We start from the raw sequence: 18,006 nt of genomic DNA on the forward strand, positions 1-18,006 counted from the left end.
GGAGGGGAGACACCCGGTCCCATCTCGAACCCGGAAGTTAAGCCCTCCAGCGCCGATGGTACTGCATGGGAGACCGTGTGGGAGAGTAGGTCACCGCCGCAATCAGCGTCGAGAGGCCCCGGACATCCGTCCGGGGCCTTTCCGCATTTCCGGCCCTTTTGTTGCCGCTGAGCGGCCGGACAGGTCTTAGTCGCTGAGTAGCGCGTCTGCGGCTTCGAATTGTTCTTCGTTGAAGACGGTGATGCCGTGGGCGCGGAGGAGTGCTGTGGTGAGGCCTTCGCCGGGGATCTTGCCGCCGCCGAAGGTGCCGTCCGCGATCAGGCCGCTGCCGCAGGAAGGGCTGCCTTCCTTCAGGACGGCGATGCGTGCTCCGGCGTTCCGGGCGGCGGCGAGGGCGAGTTCCGCGCCTCGGGTGAAGGCATCGGTGACGTCTTGGCCGTTGACGGTGATGACCCGTCCGGCCTGGAGTTCGGCGGGAGGACGGGGGACTCCGAGGCCGCCGGCGAGTTCCGGGCAGAACGGGACCACTCGTCCTTCGGTTCGCCAGCGGGCCAGGATGTCCGATGAGTTGGTCTTGGCCTTGCCGTCGTAGCGGACGGGCTGTCCCAGAAGGCAGCCGCTCACCAGTACCCGTTCCATGTCTCCACGGTAGCCGTGGAGCGGGTCAGCCCAGGTCGTGCTCCTTGCGGTAGCCCTTCACGGCGATCCGGCCGAGCCGGACGGCGAGTCTCGGGCTGACCCGCATGGCGCGCCAGGCGAGTCGGCTGGAGGCGGGCGCGATGATGAGGGCGCGGTTGCGGGCCACGCCCTTCATGATGTCCTGGGCCATGGCTTCGGGGGAGTACAGGTTCTTGGCCGGGGGCTCGTCCACGGCTTCGGGCTTGCTGCTCATACCGGTTTCGGGGAGCCCGGCGTTGACCGTCTTGAGGAGGCTGGTGTCGACGAAGCCGGGGCAGACGGCGCTGACCTTGATGCCGCGGGTGGCGGCTTCGGCGCGGAGGCCGAGGCTCAGGCCGACGACCGCGTGCTTGGTGGCGGTGTAGGGCAGGCCCAGCGGCATGGGGAAGAGACCGGCGAGCGACGCGGTGTTCACGATGTGGCCGGAACCTTGTTCCAGCATGATCCGGTAGGCGGCGTCCACTCCGTGGACGACGCCTCTCAGGTTGATCTCGATGGCGCGGTGCCAGTGGGCGAGGGTGAGTTCCTCGGCCAGTCCGGCGACGGCGATGCCGGCGTTGTTGAAGACGAGGTCGAGCCTTCCGTGGTCGCGGGCGACCTGCTGGTAGAGGTCCCGGACGGCGTCTGCGTCGGTGACGTCGAGGGCGGCGGCGAAGGTCTTGCCGTCGGATCGGCTGTTGAGGCGTTCGGCGGTCTCGGCCGCGCCCGCGGCGTCGATGTCGGCGATGATCACGGTGTGGTCTCGTCCGGCCAGTTCCGCGGCGAGGGAGCGCCCGATTCCGGAAGCGCCTCCGGTGACGATCGTGATGCTCATGAGACGCCCCAAATCTTGATCAAGTCGACAATTCGCTAGATTCTAGGGCGCTGACCTGCGGCGGCACTACTGAAAGATGTGCGTCCTTCTCCGGGAGAAGGACGCACACCGGGGGAATTCACGCGGCGTTCTGAACCGTCTTGGCGGTCTTGCGGACCTTGGGCTCGTCCCAGATGCCGAAGGCGGACCAGAGCCGCCGGTTGACCCCGTTGACGAGACCCAGCTCCGCCATCAGGTCACGGATCTTGGCGACGCAGTTGCGCAGCTCCACCCGCGCGGCGTCGTTCTGGTACGCCTCGCGCACCACGTCCTGCGGGATGCCGAAGTGCCGGACCATCGAGCCGGGCGGGGAGAGCATGATCCGGGCCATCACCCCCAGCACGATCGGGGTGAACAGGCCGAGGGCCTGGCGGCGCACCCGGCTCAGCCGGGGCGCCCGGTGCTTGAGGAAGTGCCGGGCGAAGGAGATGTGCCGGGCCTCCTCGGCGATGTGGATCTTCATGATGGTCTCTTCGAGCGGGTGCTTGCTGCGTCCCTCCTTGATCCACCTGCGCTGCACGTAGTCGATCGGGTCCTCGCCGCCGAGCACGAAGACGAAGAAGAGCTCGGTCGAGACCAGGGGGATCAGCGGGGCGAGCTGGGCCACGAGGCTGAGCGACCGGGGCATGCCCTTGATCGGCATCCTGGTGCGGTTGACGAACTCCTGGAACATCATCCCGTGATGACACTCCTCGGTCGTCTCGTGGTAGACGTACCGGAACTCCGGGCGGCCGTTGGGCAGCCGGTAGGCGTAGTTGAGCAGGCCGCGCTTGAGCAGGTTCTCGAACTGCAGACCGATCTTCATCGCGGTGGCCACCCGCCACAGCCCGATCCGGGCCTGGATCTCGACGGGCTGGGCCTGGTACCAGTCGGTGGAGCCGAGCCGGTCGTCGGCCGGCAGGATCCAGCGCGGGTCGTCGGGGTCGATGCGGTAGTCCGGGTCGTCCCACGGGATGTCGGCGTAGGCCTCCCAGTGCTTGTCGACACTGGCCTTGTTCAGGCGATCGATGACGCCCAGGTAGGACTTGCGATCCTTGACCGTCTCGCGGAGTTCCTCGGCGAGTTCGGTGGGTGGCTTGGCCATGGCGCTTGCTCCTCGTTATGCCGGGGGGATGAGGTCCTGGGCGAAGGCTTTGATCATGTCCAGGACGGCGCGCTGGTGCCCGTTCTCGTCGCCGTCCAGTGAGTGCTGCAGAGAGAGGCCGACCAGCAGGGCGAACAACCCGCGGATCAGGGTGTCGACCACGTCCTCGGGGAGGCTCTCGGGGAACAGCTCGTGGAAGACCTCCTTGATGATCTCCACGACCCGGTTGTTCAGCTGCTTGCTGAGTTCGTGCAGGGTCTCGTCGGTGCGGCCGGCCAGCGCCAGCTCCAGCAGGGCCAGGGCGGGGGGCTGCTGGAGCGTCGCCCAGAACAACTCCAGGGCCCCGGCGACGTTGCGCTGCTCGTCCGGCAGGCGGGTGTAGGCGGTCTGGTACTCGTCGCGCAGGCGACCCAGGAGATGTTCCAGCGCGGCGGCCACCAGCTCCATCTTGGTGGGGTAGTGGTGCTGCTGTGCGCCGCGGCTGACCCCGGCGCGCCGGGAGACCTCGGTGGTGGAGAGTCCGGCCCAGCCGAGGTCGGCGAGGGTGTCGGCGGTGGCCTCCAGCAGCCGGGCCTGGGTGGCGGAACGGCGTTCGGCCTGGGTGCGGCTGCTGGTCCTGTGGTAGCGGCGCCTGCTCATGGGCATGCCTGGACAGTACGTCGAGTACATACAAGCAAGCAAGCCTGCTTGTATGTAGCCCGGGTCACAGCCCCCCGAAACCCGGACGACACAAGGAACGGTCCACGACTACTGTGATGTCATGTGGGTGAAACAGTCGGACAAGCTGGCGAACGTCTGTTATGAGATCCGGGGGCCGGTGCTCAAGCGGGCCAAACAGCTCGAGGACGCCGGGCACAGGGTGCTCAAGCTCAACATCGGCAACCCCGCGCCGTTCGGCTTCGAGGCCCCGCCGGAGATCCTCCAGGACGTCGTCCACAACCTCTCCCAGGCGCACGGCTACAGCGACTCCAAGGGACTGCTCTCCGCGCGGCGGGCCGTGGTGCAGCACTACGAGAGCCAGGGCTTCCGAGGGCTGGACGTCGAGGACGTCTTCCTGGGCAACGGCGTCTCCGAACTGATCGTCATGGCGATGCAGGCGCTGCTGAACGACGGTGACGAGGTGCTGATCCCCGCCCCGGACTACCCGCTGTGGACCGCCGCGGTGTCGCTCGGCGGAGGCACCCCGGTGCACTACCTGTGCGACGAGGAGGACGCCTGGCAGCCCTCCCTCCAGGACATGGAGGACAAGATCACCGCTCGGACGAAGGCGGTGGTGGTCATCAACCCCAACAACCCGACCGGGGCCGTCTACTCGGCCGAGGTGCTGGAGCGGATCGCGGAACTGGCGCGGCGGCACGACCTGATCGTCTTCTCGGACGAGATCTACGACCGGATCCTCTACGACGAGGCGGTCCACACCTCGATCGCCGCGCTCGCCCCCGACCTGTTCTGCCTGACCTTCAGCGGGTTGTCGAAGTCCTACCGGGTGGCGGGGTTCCGCTCCGGCTGGGTGGTGCTGTCCGGGCCGAAGCTGGAAGCCGAGTCCTACATAGAGGGCATCGAGCTCATCGCCAACATGCGGCTGTGCCCGAACGCGCCGGCGCAGCACGCCATCCAGGCGGCCCTGGGCGGACGGCAGAGCATCCGGGACCTCGTCCTGCCCGGAGGACGGCTGCTCGAACAGCGGGACCGCGCCGTCAAACTGCTGAACGACATCCCCGGAGTGAGCTGCGTGCAGCCCAAGGGGGCGTTGTACGTCTTCCCGAGGCTCGACCCGCTGATGTACCCGATCGCCGACGACGTGCGGTTCTGCCTGGAACTCCTGGAGGAGCAGAAGCTGCTCATCGTCCACGGGACGGGGTTCAACTGGCCTCGGCCCGACCATTTCCGGTTCGTCACGCTGCCGCACGCCGAGATCCTGGAGGACGCCCTTGGGCGGTTCGCGGCCTTCCTGGAGACGCGTCGCACCTGACCCGCCGCGCGGCGGGACTTCCGGAAGCGCGGCGAGGGAGCCTGTGGATGACGGAGCGTTCTGTGGGTGCGGGCCGGTACGGTTGCGGGGTGTCTTCTCCTGCTTCCCAGCCCCGTATCGCCAAGAAGGACCTGCCGCCGCTGAACGAGCTGGTGGTCGCGGCAGTGGAGGCGGTCGGCGGCAGGGAGAGACCGGGCCAGACCAAGATGGTCGAGGCCGTCGACCAGGCGCTGCGGCGCAAGGAACATCTGGCCGTGCAGGCGGGGACGGGCACGGGCAAGTCCCTGGCCTACCTGGTTCCGGCGGTGCGCCACGCCGTCTCCAAAGGGGTCACGGTCGTGGTCTCCACGGCGACCATCGCGCTGCAGCAGCAACTCGTCGACAGGGACCTGCCCCGGCTGGCCGCGGCGCTCGAGCCGCTGCTCGGCAGGGAACTGCACTACGCGATCCTCAAAGGCCGACGCAACTACGTCTGCCTCAACCGGATGTCGGTGGGAGCGCCGGACGACCCCGAGGAGGGGCTGTTCGACACCTCCCAGGTCTCGGCGCTCGGACGCCAGGTGCAGCGGTTGCACGAATGGGCGGAACGCACCGAGACGGGTGACCGGGACGAGCTGGTGCCCGGCGTCTCCGAACAGGCCTGGCGGCAGGTGTCGGTCTCGGCCAAGGAATGCCTGGGCGGGCAGCGCTGCCCGCAGGCCCAGTCCTGCTTCTCTGAGCTGGCCAGGGCCCAGGCCGCGGAGGCCGACCTGGTGGTGACCAACCACGCGATGCTGGCCATCGACGCGCTCGAGGACTTCCAGGTGCTGCCCGAGCACGACGCCGTCGTCATCGACGAGGCCCACGACCTCGTCGACCGGGTCACCTCGGTGGCCTCGTCGGAGCTGTCGGCGGGTGCGGTGGAGACGGCGGCGAGACGCGCGGGCAAGCTCGTCTCAGACCGGAGCGCCGACCGGCTCAAGGAACTCGGCGAGGATCTGCGGGTCGCGCTGGATGAGCAGAACGCCGCCCGGCTGGACATGCTGCCGTCGCACCTGGGCAACACCCTCCTGGCGCTCCGGGACACCGCCCAGGAGTGCCTGCGGGCGCTCGGGCCCGAGCCGAAGGAGGCCGACCCCGCCGTCTCCGCCGGGCGCAGGGCCGCCAAGACCGCGCTGGAGGACCTGCGCACCACGGCGGAGCGCATGCTCAAGTCGTTCGAGGCGCCGATCCCCGAGCGCTGGGACGTCGTCTGGCTCTCCAAGTCCTTCGACGGCAAGTGGCCGCCCGCGCTGCACGTCGCGCCCATTGCCGTCGGCGGGCTGCTGAGCGAGTCCCTGTTCCGGACCCGCACCACGATCCTCACCTCGGCCACCCTCACCCTGGGCGGTTCGTTCGAGCCGCTCGCCCGCCAGTGGGGGCTGCCCCCCCTCGGCGGGGCCGAGCCGCAGATCCCCGCGGCCGAGGACGAGAGCGCCTCCGCCGACGACGAGAAACCCCTGGTCTGGTCGGGCCTGGACGTCGGCTCCCCGTTCGACTACCCGCGCAGCGGCATCCTCTACCTCGCCAGGCACCTGCCGATTCCCGGCCGTGACGGCCTGCCCAAGGAGTACCTGGAGGAGCTCGCCGACCTCATCCGGGCCGCCGGGGGACGCACCCTCGGCCTGTTCTCCTCGATGCGCGCGGCCAAGCAGGCCGCCGAGGAGATCGAGGTCGACCTCCCCGTCCTCTGCCAGGGCGAGGACTCCACGTCCCAGCTGGTCAAGCAGTTCGCCGAGTCCCCCGAGACCTGCCTCTTCGGCACCCTGTCCCTCTGGCAGGGCGTCGACGTCCCGGGCCCCTCCCTGTCCCTGGTCGTCATGGACCGCATCCCCTTCCCCCGCCCCGACGACCCGGTCGCCTCGGCCCGCCAGCGCGCCATAGATGCCCGAGGCGGCAACGGTTTCATGCAGGTGGCCGCCTCCCAAGCCGCCCTCCTCCTGGCCCAGGGCGCCGGCCGCCTGCTGCGCAGCACCTCCGACAAGGGCGTCGTCGCCGTCCTCGACCCCCGCCTGTCCACCAAGGCCTACGGCTCCTTCCTCCTGTCCTCGCTGCCTCCTTTCTGGACCACCACCGACCCGGCCGTCGTCCGCTCCGCCCTCACCCGTCTCACCGCCACCTGACCCCGCGGGCGTCCCGTCCGCGGGGTCAGCGCAGGGAGTCACGGTAGGCGGTCCAGTGGGCTTCGCAGCTGGACCAGCGGGCGCCGTTGCCGTCGATGACGGTGTACTTCATCTCTCCGGTGCAGGGGTCGTCGGGGCCGTTGCCGCCCCAGGTGCAGCGGAGGCGGCTGATGCGGCCGGGAGCGTAGTTCTCCGGGTCCCAGGGCAGAACTTCCACGATCTTCTCCTCGCGAGGCGCGCCGGAAGGGCAGGACGGATGTTCCGCCCGTTCCTCTACCTGTTCGTCGCAGGGGACTCGGGTGTTTCAGGCGACTGCGGGGGCGACGGGGGTGCCCCCGCACGGGGCGGGGGCACCAGAGGGTCAGGGGGTCAGGGTGAGGGTGTGGCGCGACTCCTTCTCGATGCGGGCGGAGGTGAAGCGCCAGGGGATCGTCTTGCCTTCGGACCACAGGGAGGTCTGGTCCCAGTAGTGGTCGGAGAACGCGTGGCCGTCGGCGCCGGTGAGGTTGATGTAGCGGGAGGCGTCGAAGTCGGACAGGTCGGCCACCAGGCGCATGGAGGGGACCCAGTCGACGGCGTAGCCTTCCTGGGCGTCCCAGCCGGTGGCGTTGACGATGGACTGGCCTCCGGGAAGGTGCAGGGGGCCGCGGTTGAAGAGGCGCTCGATGACGCCGATGCCCGAGGTGCCGAAGGTCTGGTTGGTCACGGTGAGGGTGTGCAGGTCGCCCCAGCGCCACCCGGACGGGTCGCTGCCGAGCAGGTCGGTCAGCTCGTCGGCGGCGTCCCGGAGAGCGGACTTGAGGATGGTGTCGCGGTCCTCCTTCTCCGGGGTGGAGATGTCGTCCCAGTAAGGGTCGTCCGGGGCCTCCAGGAGGGCGCGGACCACCTCGAACCAGCGGTCGCCGCCGTCGGGGCGGGCTCCTTCGGGGAGATCGTCGTTGAAAGCGCGCAGGAGCAGGTGGCGCCAGGCGGCGTTGTAGAAGGCGGCGGCCGCCGAGTCGACGGGCTGGGTGAAGTCCCAGTCCTTCAGCAGCTCGACGCCCTTGAGGCCGGAGCCGGTCCGCTGCAGGTGGGGGACCAGGGTCGGGGCGAAGCCGTTGCGGGAGTCCAACTGGATTTTCGCCATGCCGGCCACGTCGATCTTGGCGGAGGCTTCGAGCAGCTCGTCTATGCGGGCCGCGCGGTATCCGTAGGCCCAGTCCCTGGTGAGCAGGTGATCGTAGGCGGAGTCGACGACCGCGTTGTTGGCGGTGACGATGTAGCCCTTCTCCGGGTTCTGGATCGAGGGCAGCTCCTCGAACGGAAGGAAGCCCTTCCACTCGTGCTCGCCGTCCCAGCCGGGGACGGGCCGGGTACCGTCGCCCTTGCTCCGGACCGGGATGCGTCCGGGGGACTGGTAGCCGATGTTGCCGTCGACGTCCGCGTAGACGAGGTTCTGCGAAGGCACTTCGAAGGCGGCGGCCGCCTCGCGGAAGGACTTCCAGTCCGTCGAGCGGTTCATCTTGAAGACGGCGTCGGCGGTGCGGCCGGGGTCCAGGGCCGTCCAGCGCATCGCGATCGCCTCGGCCGGGCCGGAGACCAGTTTGCCCGGGTCCTCCAGCACGTCGGAGATGATCGGTCCGTGCCGGGTGGCGCGGACGGTGAGCCGGACGTCCTCGCCGCCGGCGACCTCGATGGTCTCCTCCCGGATCTGCAGGGGCTCCTTGCGGCCCTCGTACTCGGAGCTCTGTCCGTCGAGCCGTTCGATGTACAGGTCGGTCACGTCGGGGCCGAGGTTGGTGAAGCCCCAGGCGACGCGCTGGTTGTGCCCGATGACGACACCGGGCAGCCCGGCGAAGGTGAACCCGGTGACGTCATAGGGGCATTCCTCGGTGACCTTCAGGCAGTGCAGTCCGGCCTGGTACCAGACCGACGGCATCTGCGGGGCCAGGTGCGGGTCGTTGGCCAGCAGCGGCTTGCCGGTGGCCGTGCGCGAACCGGAGACGACCCAGGAGTTGGAACCGATCTCCGAGGCGCCGTTGCCGAGCAGTTCGGGCATGGCGTGGATAGTCTCCAGCACGCCGCTCAGCGCTCTGGCGGGTGCCCGCTCCGTCGTGCCGGCCGGCTTCTCACCGGACTTCTCCCCGCTCGCGACGATGACCGGCATCCGCTCGTCGTCGTACTCGGGGTAGAGCTGGTCGACCCGTTCCCGAGGAAGCCTGGTCCCGGCGAGGGCGCGGCCGAGCTCGTCGTCCATGTTGGAGCGCAGGTCCCAGGCCATCGCCTTGAGCCAGGCCACCGAGTCCGCCGGAGTCCAGCGTTCGGGCCGGTAGCCGCTGCGCTGAAGGCCGAGTACCGAGTACTCGAGAGACTGGTCCGCGGTGTCGGGGTGATGCTTCAGCCAGGCGTTCACGCCGTCGGCGTACGCCTGGAGCAGCCGGACGGTCTCCGGATGCAGCAGGGCGAGCTCCTGTTCGGCGATCCGCCGCCAGCCGAGTGTCCGCACGACCTTGTCGGTCTCGACGGTCGCCTCGCCGAACAGCTCCGACAGCCGGCCGGACGTCACATGGCGCCGGAAGTCCATCTCCCAGAACCTGTCCTGCGCCGTCACGTATCCCTGGGCCTTGAAGAGGTCCTCGGGTGATGAGGCGTAGATCTGCGGCACCCCGTAGGCGTCCCGGTGCACGGTGACCGAGGCGTTGAGCCCCGTCAGCCGGACCTTCCCTTCAAGGTCGGGGAAGGACCGGCGGACGGTCCACACCACCCAGAGGGCGGCCACGAGGGCGAGGACCAGCACAAGAGCAAGGATCCGGGCGCTCCAGCGGAGCGGCCAGGGCCATCGACGCATGAAATTCACGTCGTGCACTCTATGACCCAGATCACTCAAAAGGCACGTAAGCCCCCTCGTCTCCTGGTTTTTCCTCCTTTTCTCTCGCGGCCGGGCGCTCCCGCAGCTCCGGCGGATCCTCATAGGCCTCGGCGAGGTCCTCGGGAGCCAGCCCGATCACCGCCGCGGACGGGTGCATCCCGGACGCGATGGCCTGGCGCAGAAGCAGGGCCATGGAGTAGCCGGGATCGGCCTCCAACGCCAGGTCGAGCGCGAGGTTGGCGAGCCCTCCGTCGCCCGAGACGAAGGCGCAGTAGGCGAACAGCGAGGCGGGAGCCGCCCGGTATGAGGGCGCGGTACGTCGCAGCACATGGCGCCAGAACTCCAGATGCGGGGGAAGCGAACAGGGGTCGATCCGGACCCAGGCCTCGTCCCGCACCCGGATCTCGGACAGCGCCACGGTGAGCCGGGCGATCCGCGGCATCGACGGCGGCGGCTGCCCCCGCTCCAGCCGTCCCGCCAGCTCGCGTACCAGGGCGAGCCCCTCGGACACCGCGACCTCGCCGCCGACCAGCTCCGTCTCCCGCAGGGCCCGGGCCCGCACGGGGTCGGGGAGCGGGGCGATGGTCGCCGCGAGGCTGTCGCGGTCCGGCAGGGCGACCAGCCCATCGAGGACGGCCTGCGCCGCCAGGGCCGTGGTGGCGAGCTCCTGACCCCGGCCATCGCAGGAGTCGGACCAGAAGCGACCCTCGTGGACGCGTACCGTCTCGTGCACCCTGATTCCGGTGGCCGACAGCGCCCGGACGGCCAGCGCGATCGCCGGGTCCACCCGTTCCCTCGGCCCGTAACCGGCGAGCATCGCCGTTTCGAAACCGTGGAAGGTGAGCACCTCGGCCAGGTGCAGGGCCGCCGCGGGAGGAAGAGTTAAGTCGTACCGCAGCGCGCAGGAGCCCCGCGGGCCGCCGCAGCCGATCACCACCAGGCTGTCGGACGGATGGAATCCCAGCATGTAGGGGACCGCCGAGACGAGGTCGCCGGGGTCGCGGATGACCAGCGGGGAGGCGCCCCGCCGCGGATCGCTGAGCCGTGGATCGTTCATGCCCAGACGTTCCCACGGATCCGGCCGCCTCGCGGGAACCCTGTGGACAACCGGCTCAGAGGGATCCTCGCTGGTTTTTGTGGCGTTCGTTCCATTCACGCATTCGTTGGGGATATCCGGTTATCTGCACGTCATAGACGGGCAATCTCAGGTCCCGTGCCACCTTGGCGATGACCGCGGGCGCGCCCACCCGCCGCCTGGTCCACTCACCGTCGTGGGCGACCGCGACGGCGGTGGTGTCGGTGGCGAAGGTCTCGGGTTCGACGTAGAACTCCACACCCCGCCGCTCCTTGGCGAAGGCGATGAGCGCCTTGATGTCGGAATCCGTCGCTTCCCGGTCGAATCGCTGGATCGCTCCGCCGCGGTGACGGCGGAGTCCGAAACGGTCCCAGAACTTCATCCCTATTCCGACCGTCCTGTTGGGGAAAAGTGGAGGGAAAACGATAACGAAGATATCCGGCATCTGGTTCCCCGAGGTGTATGCCCGGGCATGTCCATATCGTTTCCGGTGATCGGGGGGAGCGATGAGGCGGATCGTGCTGATGGCCGGGCTCATCGGGACTCTGGCGGCCTGTGGGGGTTCCACGGGGAAGGTGACGCCGATGAGCGCGGGCCGGGCCGTGCCGGCGCCCCCACCCGTGTCGCTCCGGGAGCCGGACCCGGACGTCCGCCGCGGCCTGCGCCCGGAGTACACCAAGGTGAACTGCGCGGTGGCCAAGTGCGTCGCGCTCACCTTCGACGACGGTCCGGTGGGAGGAACCGACAGGCTGCTTCAGATCCTCGCCCAGCACCGGGTGAAAGCCACCTTCTTCGTGGTGGGCCGGATGGTCGAGGAGTATCCGGGGATCCTCCGCAGGGAGATGGCCGACGGCCATGAGATCGCCAACCACACCTGGAGCCACGCCGACCTCACCACCCTCTCCTCGGAAGGCGTCCGCGAGGAGCTCGAGAAGACCGAGGCCGCCATCGGGAAGAACATCGGCCACGGCACGACTCTGATGCGTCCCCCCTATGGCGCGACCAACGCGCGTGTCGCCTCCGCGGCCAAGAGGCTCGGCCTGGCCCAGGTCATGTGGGCGGTGGATCCGCTCGACTGGCGGAACCGCGACACTGCCCTGGTCGAACGCCGGGTGCTCTCCCAGACCAGGGCCGGCGACATCGTCCTGCTGCACGACGTCCACGCGAGCAGCGTGAACGCGGTGCCGAAGATCCTCACGACGCTGGCCGAACGTGGCTACAAATTCGTGACGGTCAGCGAGCTCCTGGCCGGAGTCTCCGTCGAGCCGGGCCGCCAGTACCGGGAGCGTGCCGCCACCTGAGCGTCCTGAGCAGGGCCGCCATCCGCGCCATGCCCATAAGGGAATGGACTGTGTCCATTAATTATGGCTGGCGAGATACGTCAAATGGGCGTAGATCTTTTACGGGACGAGAGGTTTATCTTCATAAGCGGATGTGAAGATCGAAGGAGGAGGCGCCTCATGCTCGCAGTCGGATCCTCACATGACGCCGCGGTGGCAGCACTGCGTGCGTCCTACGCCGCCATTCCACCGGGATCCCCGGTGCGGCTGGCCAAGAAGACATCGAACCTGTTCCGGTTCCGGGACGCGCCCGCCGCACCGGGCCTGGACGTGAGCGGGTTCGACCGGGTGCTGGAGGTGGAGGGCGACACGGCGGTCGTCCAGGGCATGACCACCTACGAGGACCTGGTGGCGGAGACGTTGCGCCACGGCATGATGCCGACGGTCGTCCCGCAGTTGAAGACCATCACCCTGGGCGGCGCCGTCACGGGCCTGGGCATCGAGTCGACGTCGTTCCGGCGGGGCCTGCCGCACGAGGCCGTCCGGGAGATGGACATCCTCACCGGGGACGGCCAGATCGTCACGGCGCGCCGCGACAACGAGCACGCCGACCTCTTCTACGGGTTCCCCAACTCCTACGGGACGCTCGGGTACGCGCTGAAGCTCACGATCGACCTCATCCCGGTGAAGCCGTTCGTGAAACTCCGGCACCTGCGTTTCACCGACGCCGCCGAGGCGGCACGGGCGATCCTCGAGATCCAGGACGCCGACTTCCTGGACGGCACGGTGTTCGGCCCGGACGAGGTCTACCTGACGGTGGGCACGTTCACCGACACCGCGCCCTACCGCTCCGACTACACCGGCCAGAAGATCTATTTCCGCTCCGTCCAGGAGCGTTCGGTCGACTTCCTGACCGTTCACGACTACCTGTGGCGCTGGGACACCGACTGGTTCTGGTGCTCGGGGGCCTTCGGCCTGCAGCGGCCGTGGGTGCGCCGGCTGTGGCCGGACTCCAGGAAGCGCTCGGACGTCTACCGCAGGCTCGTCGCACTGGACAAGCGCACCCACCTCACCGCGCGGGCCGACCGCTGGACGGGCAGGCCGCCGCGTGAGGACGTCATCCAGGACATCGAGGTCCCCACCGAGCGGCTGCCGGAGTTCCTCGAGTTCTTCCACGAGGAGATCGGCATGAGCCCGATCTGGCTCTGCCCGCTCAAGGCCGGGGAGAAGTGGCCGCTCTACCCGCTGGAACCCGGCCGTAGCTACGTCAACGTCGGATTCTGGGGGACGATCCCCCAGCAGCCCGGCAAGCTGCCCGATCACCACAACCGCCGGATCGAGCGGGTGGTGGACTCACTGGACGGGCACAAGTCGCTCTATTCCACCTCCTTCTATTCACGCGACGAATTCTGGCGCCACTACGACGGCGCAACCTATCAGGCGCTCAAGGACAAATACGACTCCGGGCGTCGCCTGTATGACCTCTATGACAAATGTGTGAGGGGTACATGACCCTGGCCAAGGTATTTGAGAAAGTGACCAACGGGGAGGCCGTGCCGGTCGAGTTCGCGGCCTACGACGGCAGCCGCGCCGGCATCCCGAACGCGGACGTCCGGGTCGAGATCCGATCTCCCTACGCGGTCTCCTACCTCGTCCGCTCGCCCGGCCTGCTCGGGCTCGCCCGCGCCTACGTGGCCGGGCACATCGAGGTGCACGGAGACATGCACACCACCCTCAGCAGGCTCTCCCACGCGCTGAGGGGACTCAGCGTCGCCGACCGGCTGAAGGTGTTCGCGAGCGTCATCGACGACCCGTTGCTGCGGGCCGCCGCCGCCACGAGGGTGGATCCGCCCTCCGCCGAGGTGCGCAGGACGGGATGGCTGCGCCGCCACACCAAGAAGCGCGACGCCCAGGCCATCAGCCACCACTACGACGTCTCCAACACCTTCTACGAGTGGGTGCTGGGCCCCTCCATGGCCTACACGTGCGCCCTCTACCCGACGAAGGACGCCACTTTGGAGGAGGCGCAGTTCGCCAAGTTCGACCTGGTGGCGCGCAAGCTCGGCCTGCGGCCGGGCATGCGCCTGCTGGACGTCGGGTGCGGCTGGGGCGGCATGGTCATGCACGCGGCCCGCGAGTACGGGGTGAAGGCGCTGGGCGTCACCCTGTCCAAACAGCAGGCCGAGTGGGCCCAGAAGTCCATCGCCGAGCAGGGGCTGGGCGCGCTGGCCGAGGTACGGCACATGGACTACCGGGACGTTCCCGAGGCGGGGTTCGACGCGGTCAGCTCGATCGGCCTCACCGAGCACATCGGCCAGGCCAACGTCCCGGACTACTTCCGGTTCCTGCACCGCAAGCTCAGGCCGGGCGGGCGGCTGCTCAACCACTGCATCACCCGGCCCGACAACACCCAGGCCTCCATCCGCCCGGACGGGTTCATCAACCGCTACGTGTTCCCCGACGGCGAGCTGGAGGGCCCCGGGTTCCTCCTCACCCAGATGAACGACCAGGGGTTCGAGATCCGGCATGAGGAGAACCTCCGCGAGCACTACGCGATGACCCTGCGGGACTGGTGCCGCAACCTGGACGAGCACTGGGACGAGGCGGTCGCCGAGGTCGGCTCGGAGACGGCCAGGGTCTGGCGGCTCTACATGGCCGGCTGCCGGCTCGGCTTCGAGCAGAACATGGTGCAGCTGCACCAGATCCTCGGCGTGAAGCTCCCCGCCTCCAAGGAGTCGGACATGCCGCTGCGCGCCGCCTGGGGCATCTGACCGGGGGCGGCTCCGCGACGGGCGGCGGCCTCGAGGCCGCCGCCCGCCTCTGTCCGGGCCGTCCCCGCGAGGGTGGGGAGAACGGGCGGGGAATGTCGGTGACCGGATCTAGCTTGCCGGTATGACGAAGACACTGATCCTCCCGGTGCCCGAGGTGGTCCACGCCGTGTATCTGGTGGCGGCTCCGTTGTGGATCCCGCCGGAGCCGAGGACGGGGACGTTAGCGCTGGTCGACGTGGTCGACGGGCGGGAGCCGCCGCTGCCCTGGCTGGTCGAGGCCGGAGAGTGCCCCGACTGCGCGCGGTGCGGCCTGGAGTACGACGGTTTCACGGTCAGGCGGCTGCGCGCCGCCGAACGGCATCTGCGGATCACCGTGGCGGGGACGGCGGCCTGGCCGCCCGACCATCTCACGGTCGCCGCGTCCGCGGGCTACGACCTGGCAGAGCGGACCGGCGGGATCCTCGTCGACGGCGTCACCGCCGACCTCGAGCCCTGGGCCAGGCCTCCCGATCCGTTCGACGACCCGTGGAACTTCGCGGCCGCCGAGTGGCTCGCGGTGGCGGCGCTGCCGGATCCGGGCTCACACCGTTCCTGGACGTTGCGCACCAGAGGTCTGCGGATCTTCGGGGTCCCCGAGCTCAGGGTCCGCCGCGTCCCCGCCCGGCTGCGCCACGGCTGGACGGAGGTCCTGCTCGGCCTGGCCCAGAGACTGCTGCGGGACCACTGGTCGGCTCTGGCCCGCGTTCCGTCCCGCGCCTTCCGGGAGTTCCCCGCCCGGGTCCCCGTGACCGCCGCGGACCTGGGCTCCGCCCTCGCCCGCTGCCCGCACGGCTCAGCCCGCACCCATCTGACCCTCCGCCTCGACCCCGGCCCCCCGGACCGCCCCACCTACCTCACCGTCACCGCCCCCGACACCCCGCGTGACTCCGCCCACTGGCGCGAGAGGGTCCTCACCGACCTGGGCCTGTAACGACGCCCGCCGCCGATCGGGGATCGGCGGCGGGCGCGGGTGTCGGGTCCGGGGCGTGGGCGCCGGGTCAGCCGAGGGTGTAGGGGAGGTGCTTGATGCCGTTGATGAAGTTGGAGAAGAGCCGGTCCGGGGTGCCGGCCTTGATGTCGGGGAACTCGGTGAAGAGGCGGCGGAACATGACGCTGACCTCCTGGCGGGCCAGGTGGGCGCCCATGCAGAAGTGGGGGCCGGGGCCTCCGAAGCCGACGTGCGGGTTCGGAGAGCGGGTGATGTCGAACTTGTCGGGGTCGGTGAAGACCTTCTCGTCGCGGTTCGCCGAGTTGTAGTAGAGGACGAGCTTGTCGCCTTCCTTGATCTCGTGCTCGTTCAGCGTGGTGTCGCGGGTGGCGGTGCGGCGCATCCAGATCACCGGGGAGACGAACCGCACGATCTCCTCGATCGCGGTGGAGATGTACTTGTCGTAGTCGCTCAGCAGGATGGCGCGCTGCTCGGGGAAGGCGGTGAACAGGTGCAGCCCGTGCGCGATGGCGTTGCGGGTGGTCTCGTTGCCCGCGACGGCCAGCAGGATGAAGAAGGAACCCATCTCCTGGTCGGTCAGCGACTCGCCGTCGATGTTGGCGTTGACCAGCAGGGAGACCAGGTCGTCCCCGTCGCCGCCCCGGCGCTCGCGGGCCAGCTCCTGCACCAGGTTCTGCAGGGCCTCGCCGGCCTCCATGAGCTTGCCGAGCATGCCCATGGCGTCGCCGGTCGGCAGGTACTCGGGGTCGTTGCCGGCCAGGATGACGTTGGAGGCCTCGAAGACGGTCTGGTAGGCCGACTCCGGGATCTCCATCATGTCGCAGATGATCTTCAGCGGGAGCCGGGCGGCGACGTCCAGGACGAAGTCGCCGGTGCCCTTGCCGGCCTTGAGGTCGTCGATGATCTGCCCGGAGACGGTCTCGATCTGGTCCTCGAACCGCTGGATCATGCGCGGGGAGAAGGCGCGGGAGACGATGCGCCGGATCTTGGCGTGCCGCGGGTCGTCCATGACGATCATCGAGCCGAAGTACTCGTGCACGTCGCCCGGCATGTCCGGGATGCTGATCGAGCCCTTGCCGGAGCAGAAGTCCTGCGGGCGGCGCGAGGCCTCGACGACGTCCGCGTGGGTGACCAGGGCCTTGTAGCCCGGCCCCTGCGGCATGATCTCCATGTCCGGCTCTTCGAACTCGACCAGCTCGGGGTACTCGCGCAGCCGTTTGAACGCCTCGTTCCGCTCGGCGAACGGTCGTCTCCAGAACGACCAGTCGGTCAGGTTGATCTCCTCGACTTCGAGCATGTCTCGACCCTCACTAGAACGGTATTCGGTAACCACATCATGCCAAAGATCTGACGTACGCTGTATGTTACCTGGATCACAACCATCCCAGTACTGACTTGTTGACCGTCCCGGGCTGCTCTACCTGCAGAAAGTGTCCCGCATCCGCGACGAGTTCCGTCCTCGAGCCCGGCGGCAGCCGGTCGAGCAGCCCGCCGTCCAGGCCGATCACGTCCGCGCCCAGGCACCCGTCGTCGGCCCCGTGCAGATACAGCAGGGGGACGGTGCCGACCTTGTCGGCGGCCTCCTGCTCGGCGGCATAGCGCGGCAGGTGGAGTGACGGGTCGAGCATGGCCCGGTAGTAGCCGATCGCCGCCGCCCTGCTCTCGGGCGTGCCCAGCGCGGCCAGGACGGGGGAGAGGTCTTCGTCGTGTCCGGGCGACCAGTCCCGCCACAGCCTCACGATGAATCCCTCGTCGAGCGCCATCTCGGCCAGCGGGGTCTGGAAGAGGAAGATGTAGAACGACCGCTTGAGCTGCTCGTAGGAGAAGAAGCCGTCGAGCAGCGCGCTCACCGGGGGCAGGGCCATCGTCACCGCCCGCCGCCAGCGTCCGGGCGCCGAGGCCAGGGCACTGTAGACGGCTGCGGCGCCCCAGTCGTGTCCGATGAGGACCGCCGACTCGTCTCCGCCCAGCGCCTCGTGCAGGGCGTTGGCGTCCGAGGCCAGCGCGCCGGTCTGGTAGGCCCCGTCCGGGGCCGGGGGCGTCGGGGCGTATCCCCGCATGTAAGGGGCGACGACCCGGTAGCCCGCCTCGGCCAGGTCCGCGCTCAGATGCCGCCAGCTGTGCGGGGTGTCGGGGAACCCGTGCAGCAGCAGGGCCAGTGGACCGTCGGAGGGGCCCGCCGACAGGCAGCCGAACTCCAACCCGTTCGCCCGGATCGTGGTGATCTCGCTCATGCCCGTGACGCTATCCCGCGGGCGTGGCCAGGAGCGCCCGATGAAGGTCTCGCTTCCCTGGTGAGCTTCGGATATCGTTGAC

16 protein-coding genes and 1 rRNA gene are annotated in these 18,006 nt (G+C 69.1%); 7 read left to right on the forward strand and 10 right to left on the reverse strand.

From position 1 onward, the window contains the following. Nucleotides 1-102, forward strand: a 5S ribosomal RNA gene (gene rrf, locus ABGB12_RS34355); the annotation flags it as partial. Nucleotides 103-186: 84 nt separating this feature from the next. On the opposite strand, the gene ABGB12_RS34360 is transcribed toward rrf, so the two are convergent. The 4 genes from ABGB12_RS34360 to ABGB12_RS34375 all read right to left on the reverse strand — a co-directional run bounded on the left by ABGB12_RS34360 (nucleotide 187) and on the right by ABGB12_RS34375 (nucleotide 3,260). After that, nucleotides 187-639, reverse strand: coding sequence for a DUF523 domain-containing protein (locus ABGB12_RS34360; RefSeq protein ID WP_347684619.1), 453 nt, complete (start codon nucleotides 637-639; stop codon nucleotides 187-189). A gap of 25 nt (nucleotides 640-664) precedes the next feature. After that, nucleotides 665-1,492, reverse strand: a complete 828-nt coding sequence (locus ABGB12_RS34365; protein ID WP_347684621.1) for an SDR family oxidoreductase — start codon at nucleotides 1,490-1,492, stop codon at nucleotides 665-667. 118 nt (nucleotides 1,493-1,610) lie between these two features. Then, nucleotides 1,611-2,615, reverse strand: coding sequence for a diiron oxygenase (locus ABGB12_RS34370; protein WP_347684623.1), 1,005 nt, complete (start codon nucleotides 2,613-2,615; stop codon nucleotides 1,611-1,613). Nucleotides 2,616-2,630: 15 nt separating this feature from the next. Beyond that, nucleotides 2,631-3,260: a TetR/AcrR family transcriptional regulator gene (locus ABGB12_RS34375; RefSeq protein WP_347684625.1), complete on the reverse strand. Its 630-nt coding sequence runs from the start codon at nucleotides 3,258-3,260 to the stop codon at nucleotides 2,631-2,633. 115 nt (nucleotides 3,261-3,375) lie between these two features. Between ABGB12_RS34375 and ABGB12_RS34380 the strand changes: the two genes are divergently transcribed. Both ABGB12_RS34380 and ABGB12_RS34385 read left to right on the forward strand, forming a co-directional pair. Next, the gene (locus ABGB12_RS34380) at nucleotides 3,376-4,587 is read left to right on the forward strand and encodes a pyridoxal phosphate-dependent aminotransferase (RefSeq protein WP_347684627.1); all 1,212 of its coding nucleotides are present in this window, start codon (nucleotides 3,376-3,378) and stop codon (nucleotides 4,585-4,587) included. A gap of 47 nt (nucleotides 4,588-4,634) precedes the next feature. Further along, nucleotides 4,635-6,728 carry an ATP-dependent DNA helicase gene (locus tag ABGB12_RS34385; RefSeq protein WP_347684629.1) on the forward strand — a complete coding sequence of 698 codons (2,094 nt, stop codon included), beginning with the start codon at nucleotides 4,635-4,637 and terminating at the stop codon, nucleotides 6,726-6,728. Nucleotides 6,729-6,753: 25 nt separating this feature from the next. Here ABGB12_RS34385 and ABGB12_RS34390 read toward each other — a convergent pair whose 3' ends face one another. The 4 genes from ABGB12_RS34390 to ABGB12_RS34405 all read right to left on the reverse strand — a co-directional run bounded on the left by ABGB12_RS34390 (nucleotide 6,754) and on the right by ABGB12_RS34405 (nucleotide 11,033). Then, nucleotides 6,754-6,945, reverse strand: a complete 192-nt coding sequence (locus ABGB12_RS34390) for a hypothetical protein (protein WP_347684631.1) — start codon at nucleotides 6,943-6,945, stop codon at nucleotides 6,754-6,756. A gap of 144 nt (nucleotides 6,946-7,089) precedes the next feature. Beyond that, on the reverse strand, nucleotides 7,090-9,555 hold the full coding sequence (locus tag ABGB12_RS34395) for a penicillin acylase family protein (protein WP_347684671.1): 2,466 nt from the start codon (nucleotides 9,553-9,555) through the stop codon (nucleotides 7,090-7,092). Nucleotides 9,556-9,586: 31 nt separating this feature from the next. Beyond that, nucleotides 9,587-10,633 carry a DUF4192 domain-containing protein gene (locus ABGB12_RS34400; RefSeq protein ID WP_347684633.1) on the reverse strand — a complete coding sequence of 349 codons (1,047 nt, stop codon included), beginning with the start codon at nucleotides 10,631-10,633 and terminating at the stop codon, nucleotides 9,587-9,589. 55 nt (nucleotides 10,634-10,688) lie between these two features. Further along, complete coding sequence (locus ABGB12_RS34405) at nucleotides 10,689-11,033, reverse strand: hypothetical protein (protein ID WP_347684635.1); 345 nt, start codon at nucleotides 11,031-11,033, stop codon at nucleotides 10,689-10,691. A 202-nt stretch (nucleotides 11,034-11,235) separates the two neighbouring features. Here ABGB12_RS34405 and ABGB12_RS34410 point away from each other — a divergent pair, with 202 nt between their 5' ends. The 4 genes from ABGB12_RS34410 to ABGB12_RS34425 all read left to right on the forward strand — a co-directional run bounded on the left by ABGB12_RS34410 (nucleotide 11,236) and on the right by ABGB12_RS34425 (nucleotide 15,672). After that, the gene (locus tag ABGB12_RS34410; protein WP_347684637.1) at nucleotides 11,236-11,952 is read left to right on the forward strand and encodes a polysaccharide deacetylase family protein; all 717 of its coding nucleotides are present in this window, start codon (nucleotides 11,236-11,238) and stop codon (nucleotides 11,950-11,952) included. A 159-nt stretch (nucleotides 11,953-12,111) separates the two neighbouring features. Next, entirely contained in the window at nucleotides 12,112-13,443 is a 1,332-nt protein-coding gene (locus ABGB12_RS34415; protein ID WP_347684639.1) for an FAD-binding oxidoreductase, read from the forward strand. Continuing rightward, nucleotides 13,440-14,702: a class I SAM-dependent methyltransferase gene (locus ABGB12_RS34420; protein WP_347684641.1), complete on the forward strand. Its 1,263-nt coding sequence runs from the start codon at nucleotides 13,440-13,442 to the stop codon at nucleotides 14,700-14,702. The genes ABGB12_RS34415 and ABGB12_RS34420 overlap by 4 nt, the downstream gene beginning before the upstream one ends. Before the next feature lie 121 nt (nucleotides 14,703-14,823). Then, the gene (locus ABGB12_RS34425; RefSeq protein WP_347684643.1) at nucleotides 14,824-15,672 is read left to right on the forward strand and encodes a hypothetical protein; all 849 of its coding nucleotides are present in this window, start codon (nucleotides 14,824-14,826) and stop codon (nucleotides 15,670-15,672) included. Nucleotides 15,673-15,739: 67 nt separating this feature from the next. On the opposite strand, the gene ABGB12_RS34430 is transcribed toward ABGB12_RS34425, so the two are convergent. Both ABGB12_RS34430 and ABGB12_RS34435 read right to left on the reverse strand, forming a co-directional pair. Continuing rightward, nucleotides 15,740-16,987, reverse strand: coding sequence for a cytochrome P450 (locus ABGB12_RS34430; protein WP_347684645.1), 1,248 nt, complete (start codon nucleotides 16,985-16,987; stop codon nucleotides 15,740-15,742). Between the two features lie 76 nt (nucleotides 16,988-17,063). Continuing rightward, nucleotides 17,064-17,924 (reverse strand): alpha/beta hydrolase, encoded by an 861-nt coding sequence (locus ABGB12_RS34435; RefSeq protein WP_347684647.1) that lies wholly within the window; start codon nucleotides 17,922-17,924, stop codon nucleotides 17,064-17,066. Between the last annotated feature and the right edge of the window lie 82 nt (nucleotides 17,925-18,006).

The organism is Actinocorallia sp. B10E7, from assembly GCF_039871655.1.
Classification (GTDB): Bacteria; Actinomycetota; Actinomycetes; order Streptosporangiales; family Streptosporangiaceae; genus Actinocorallia.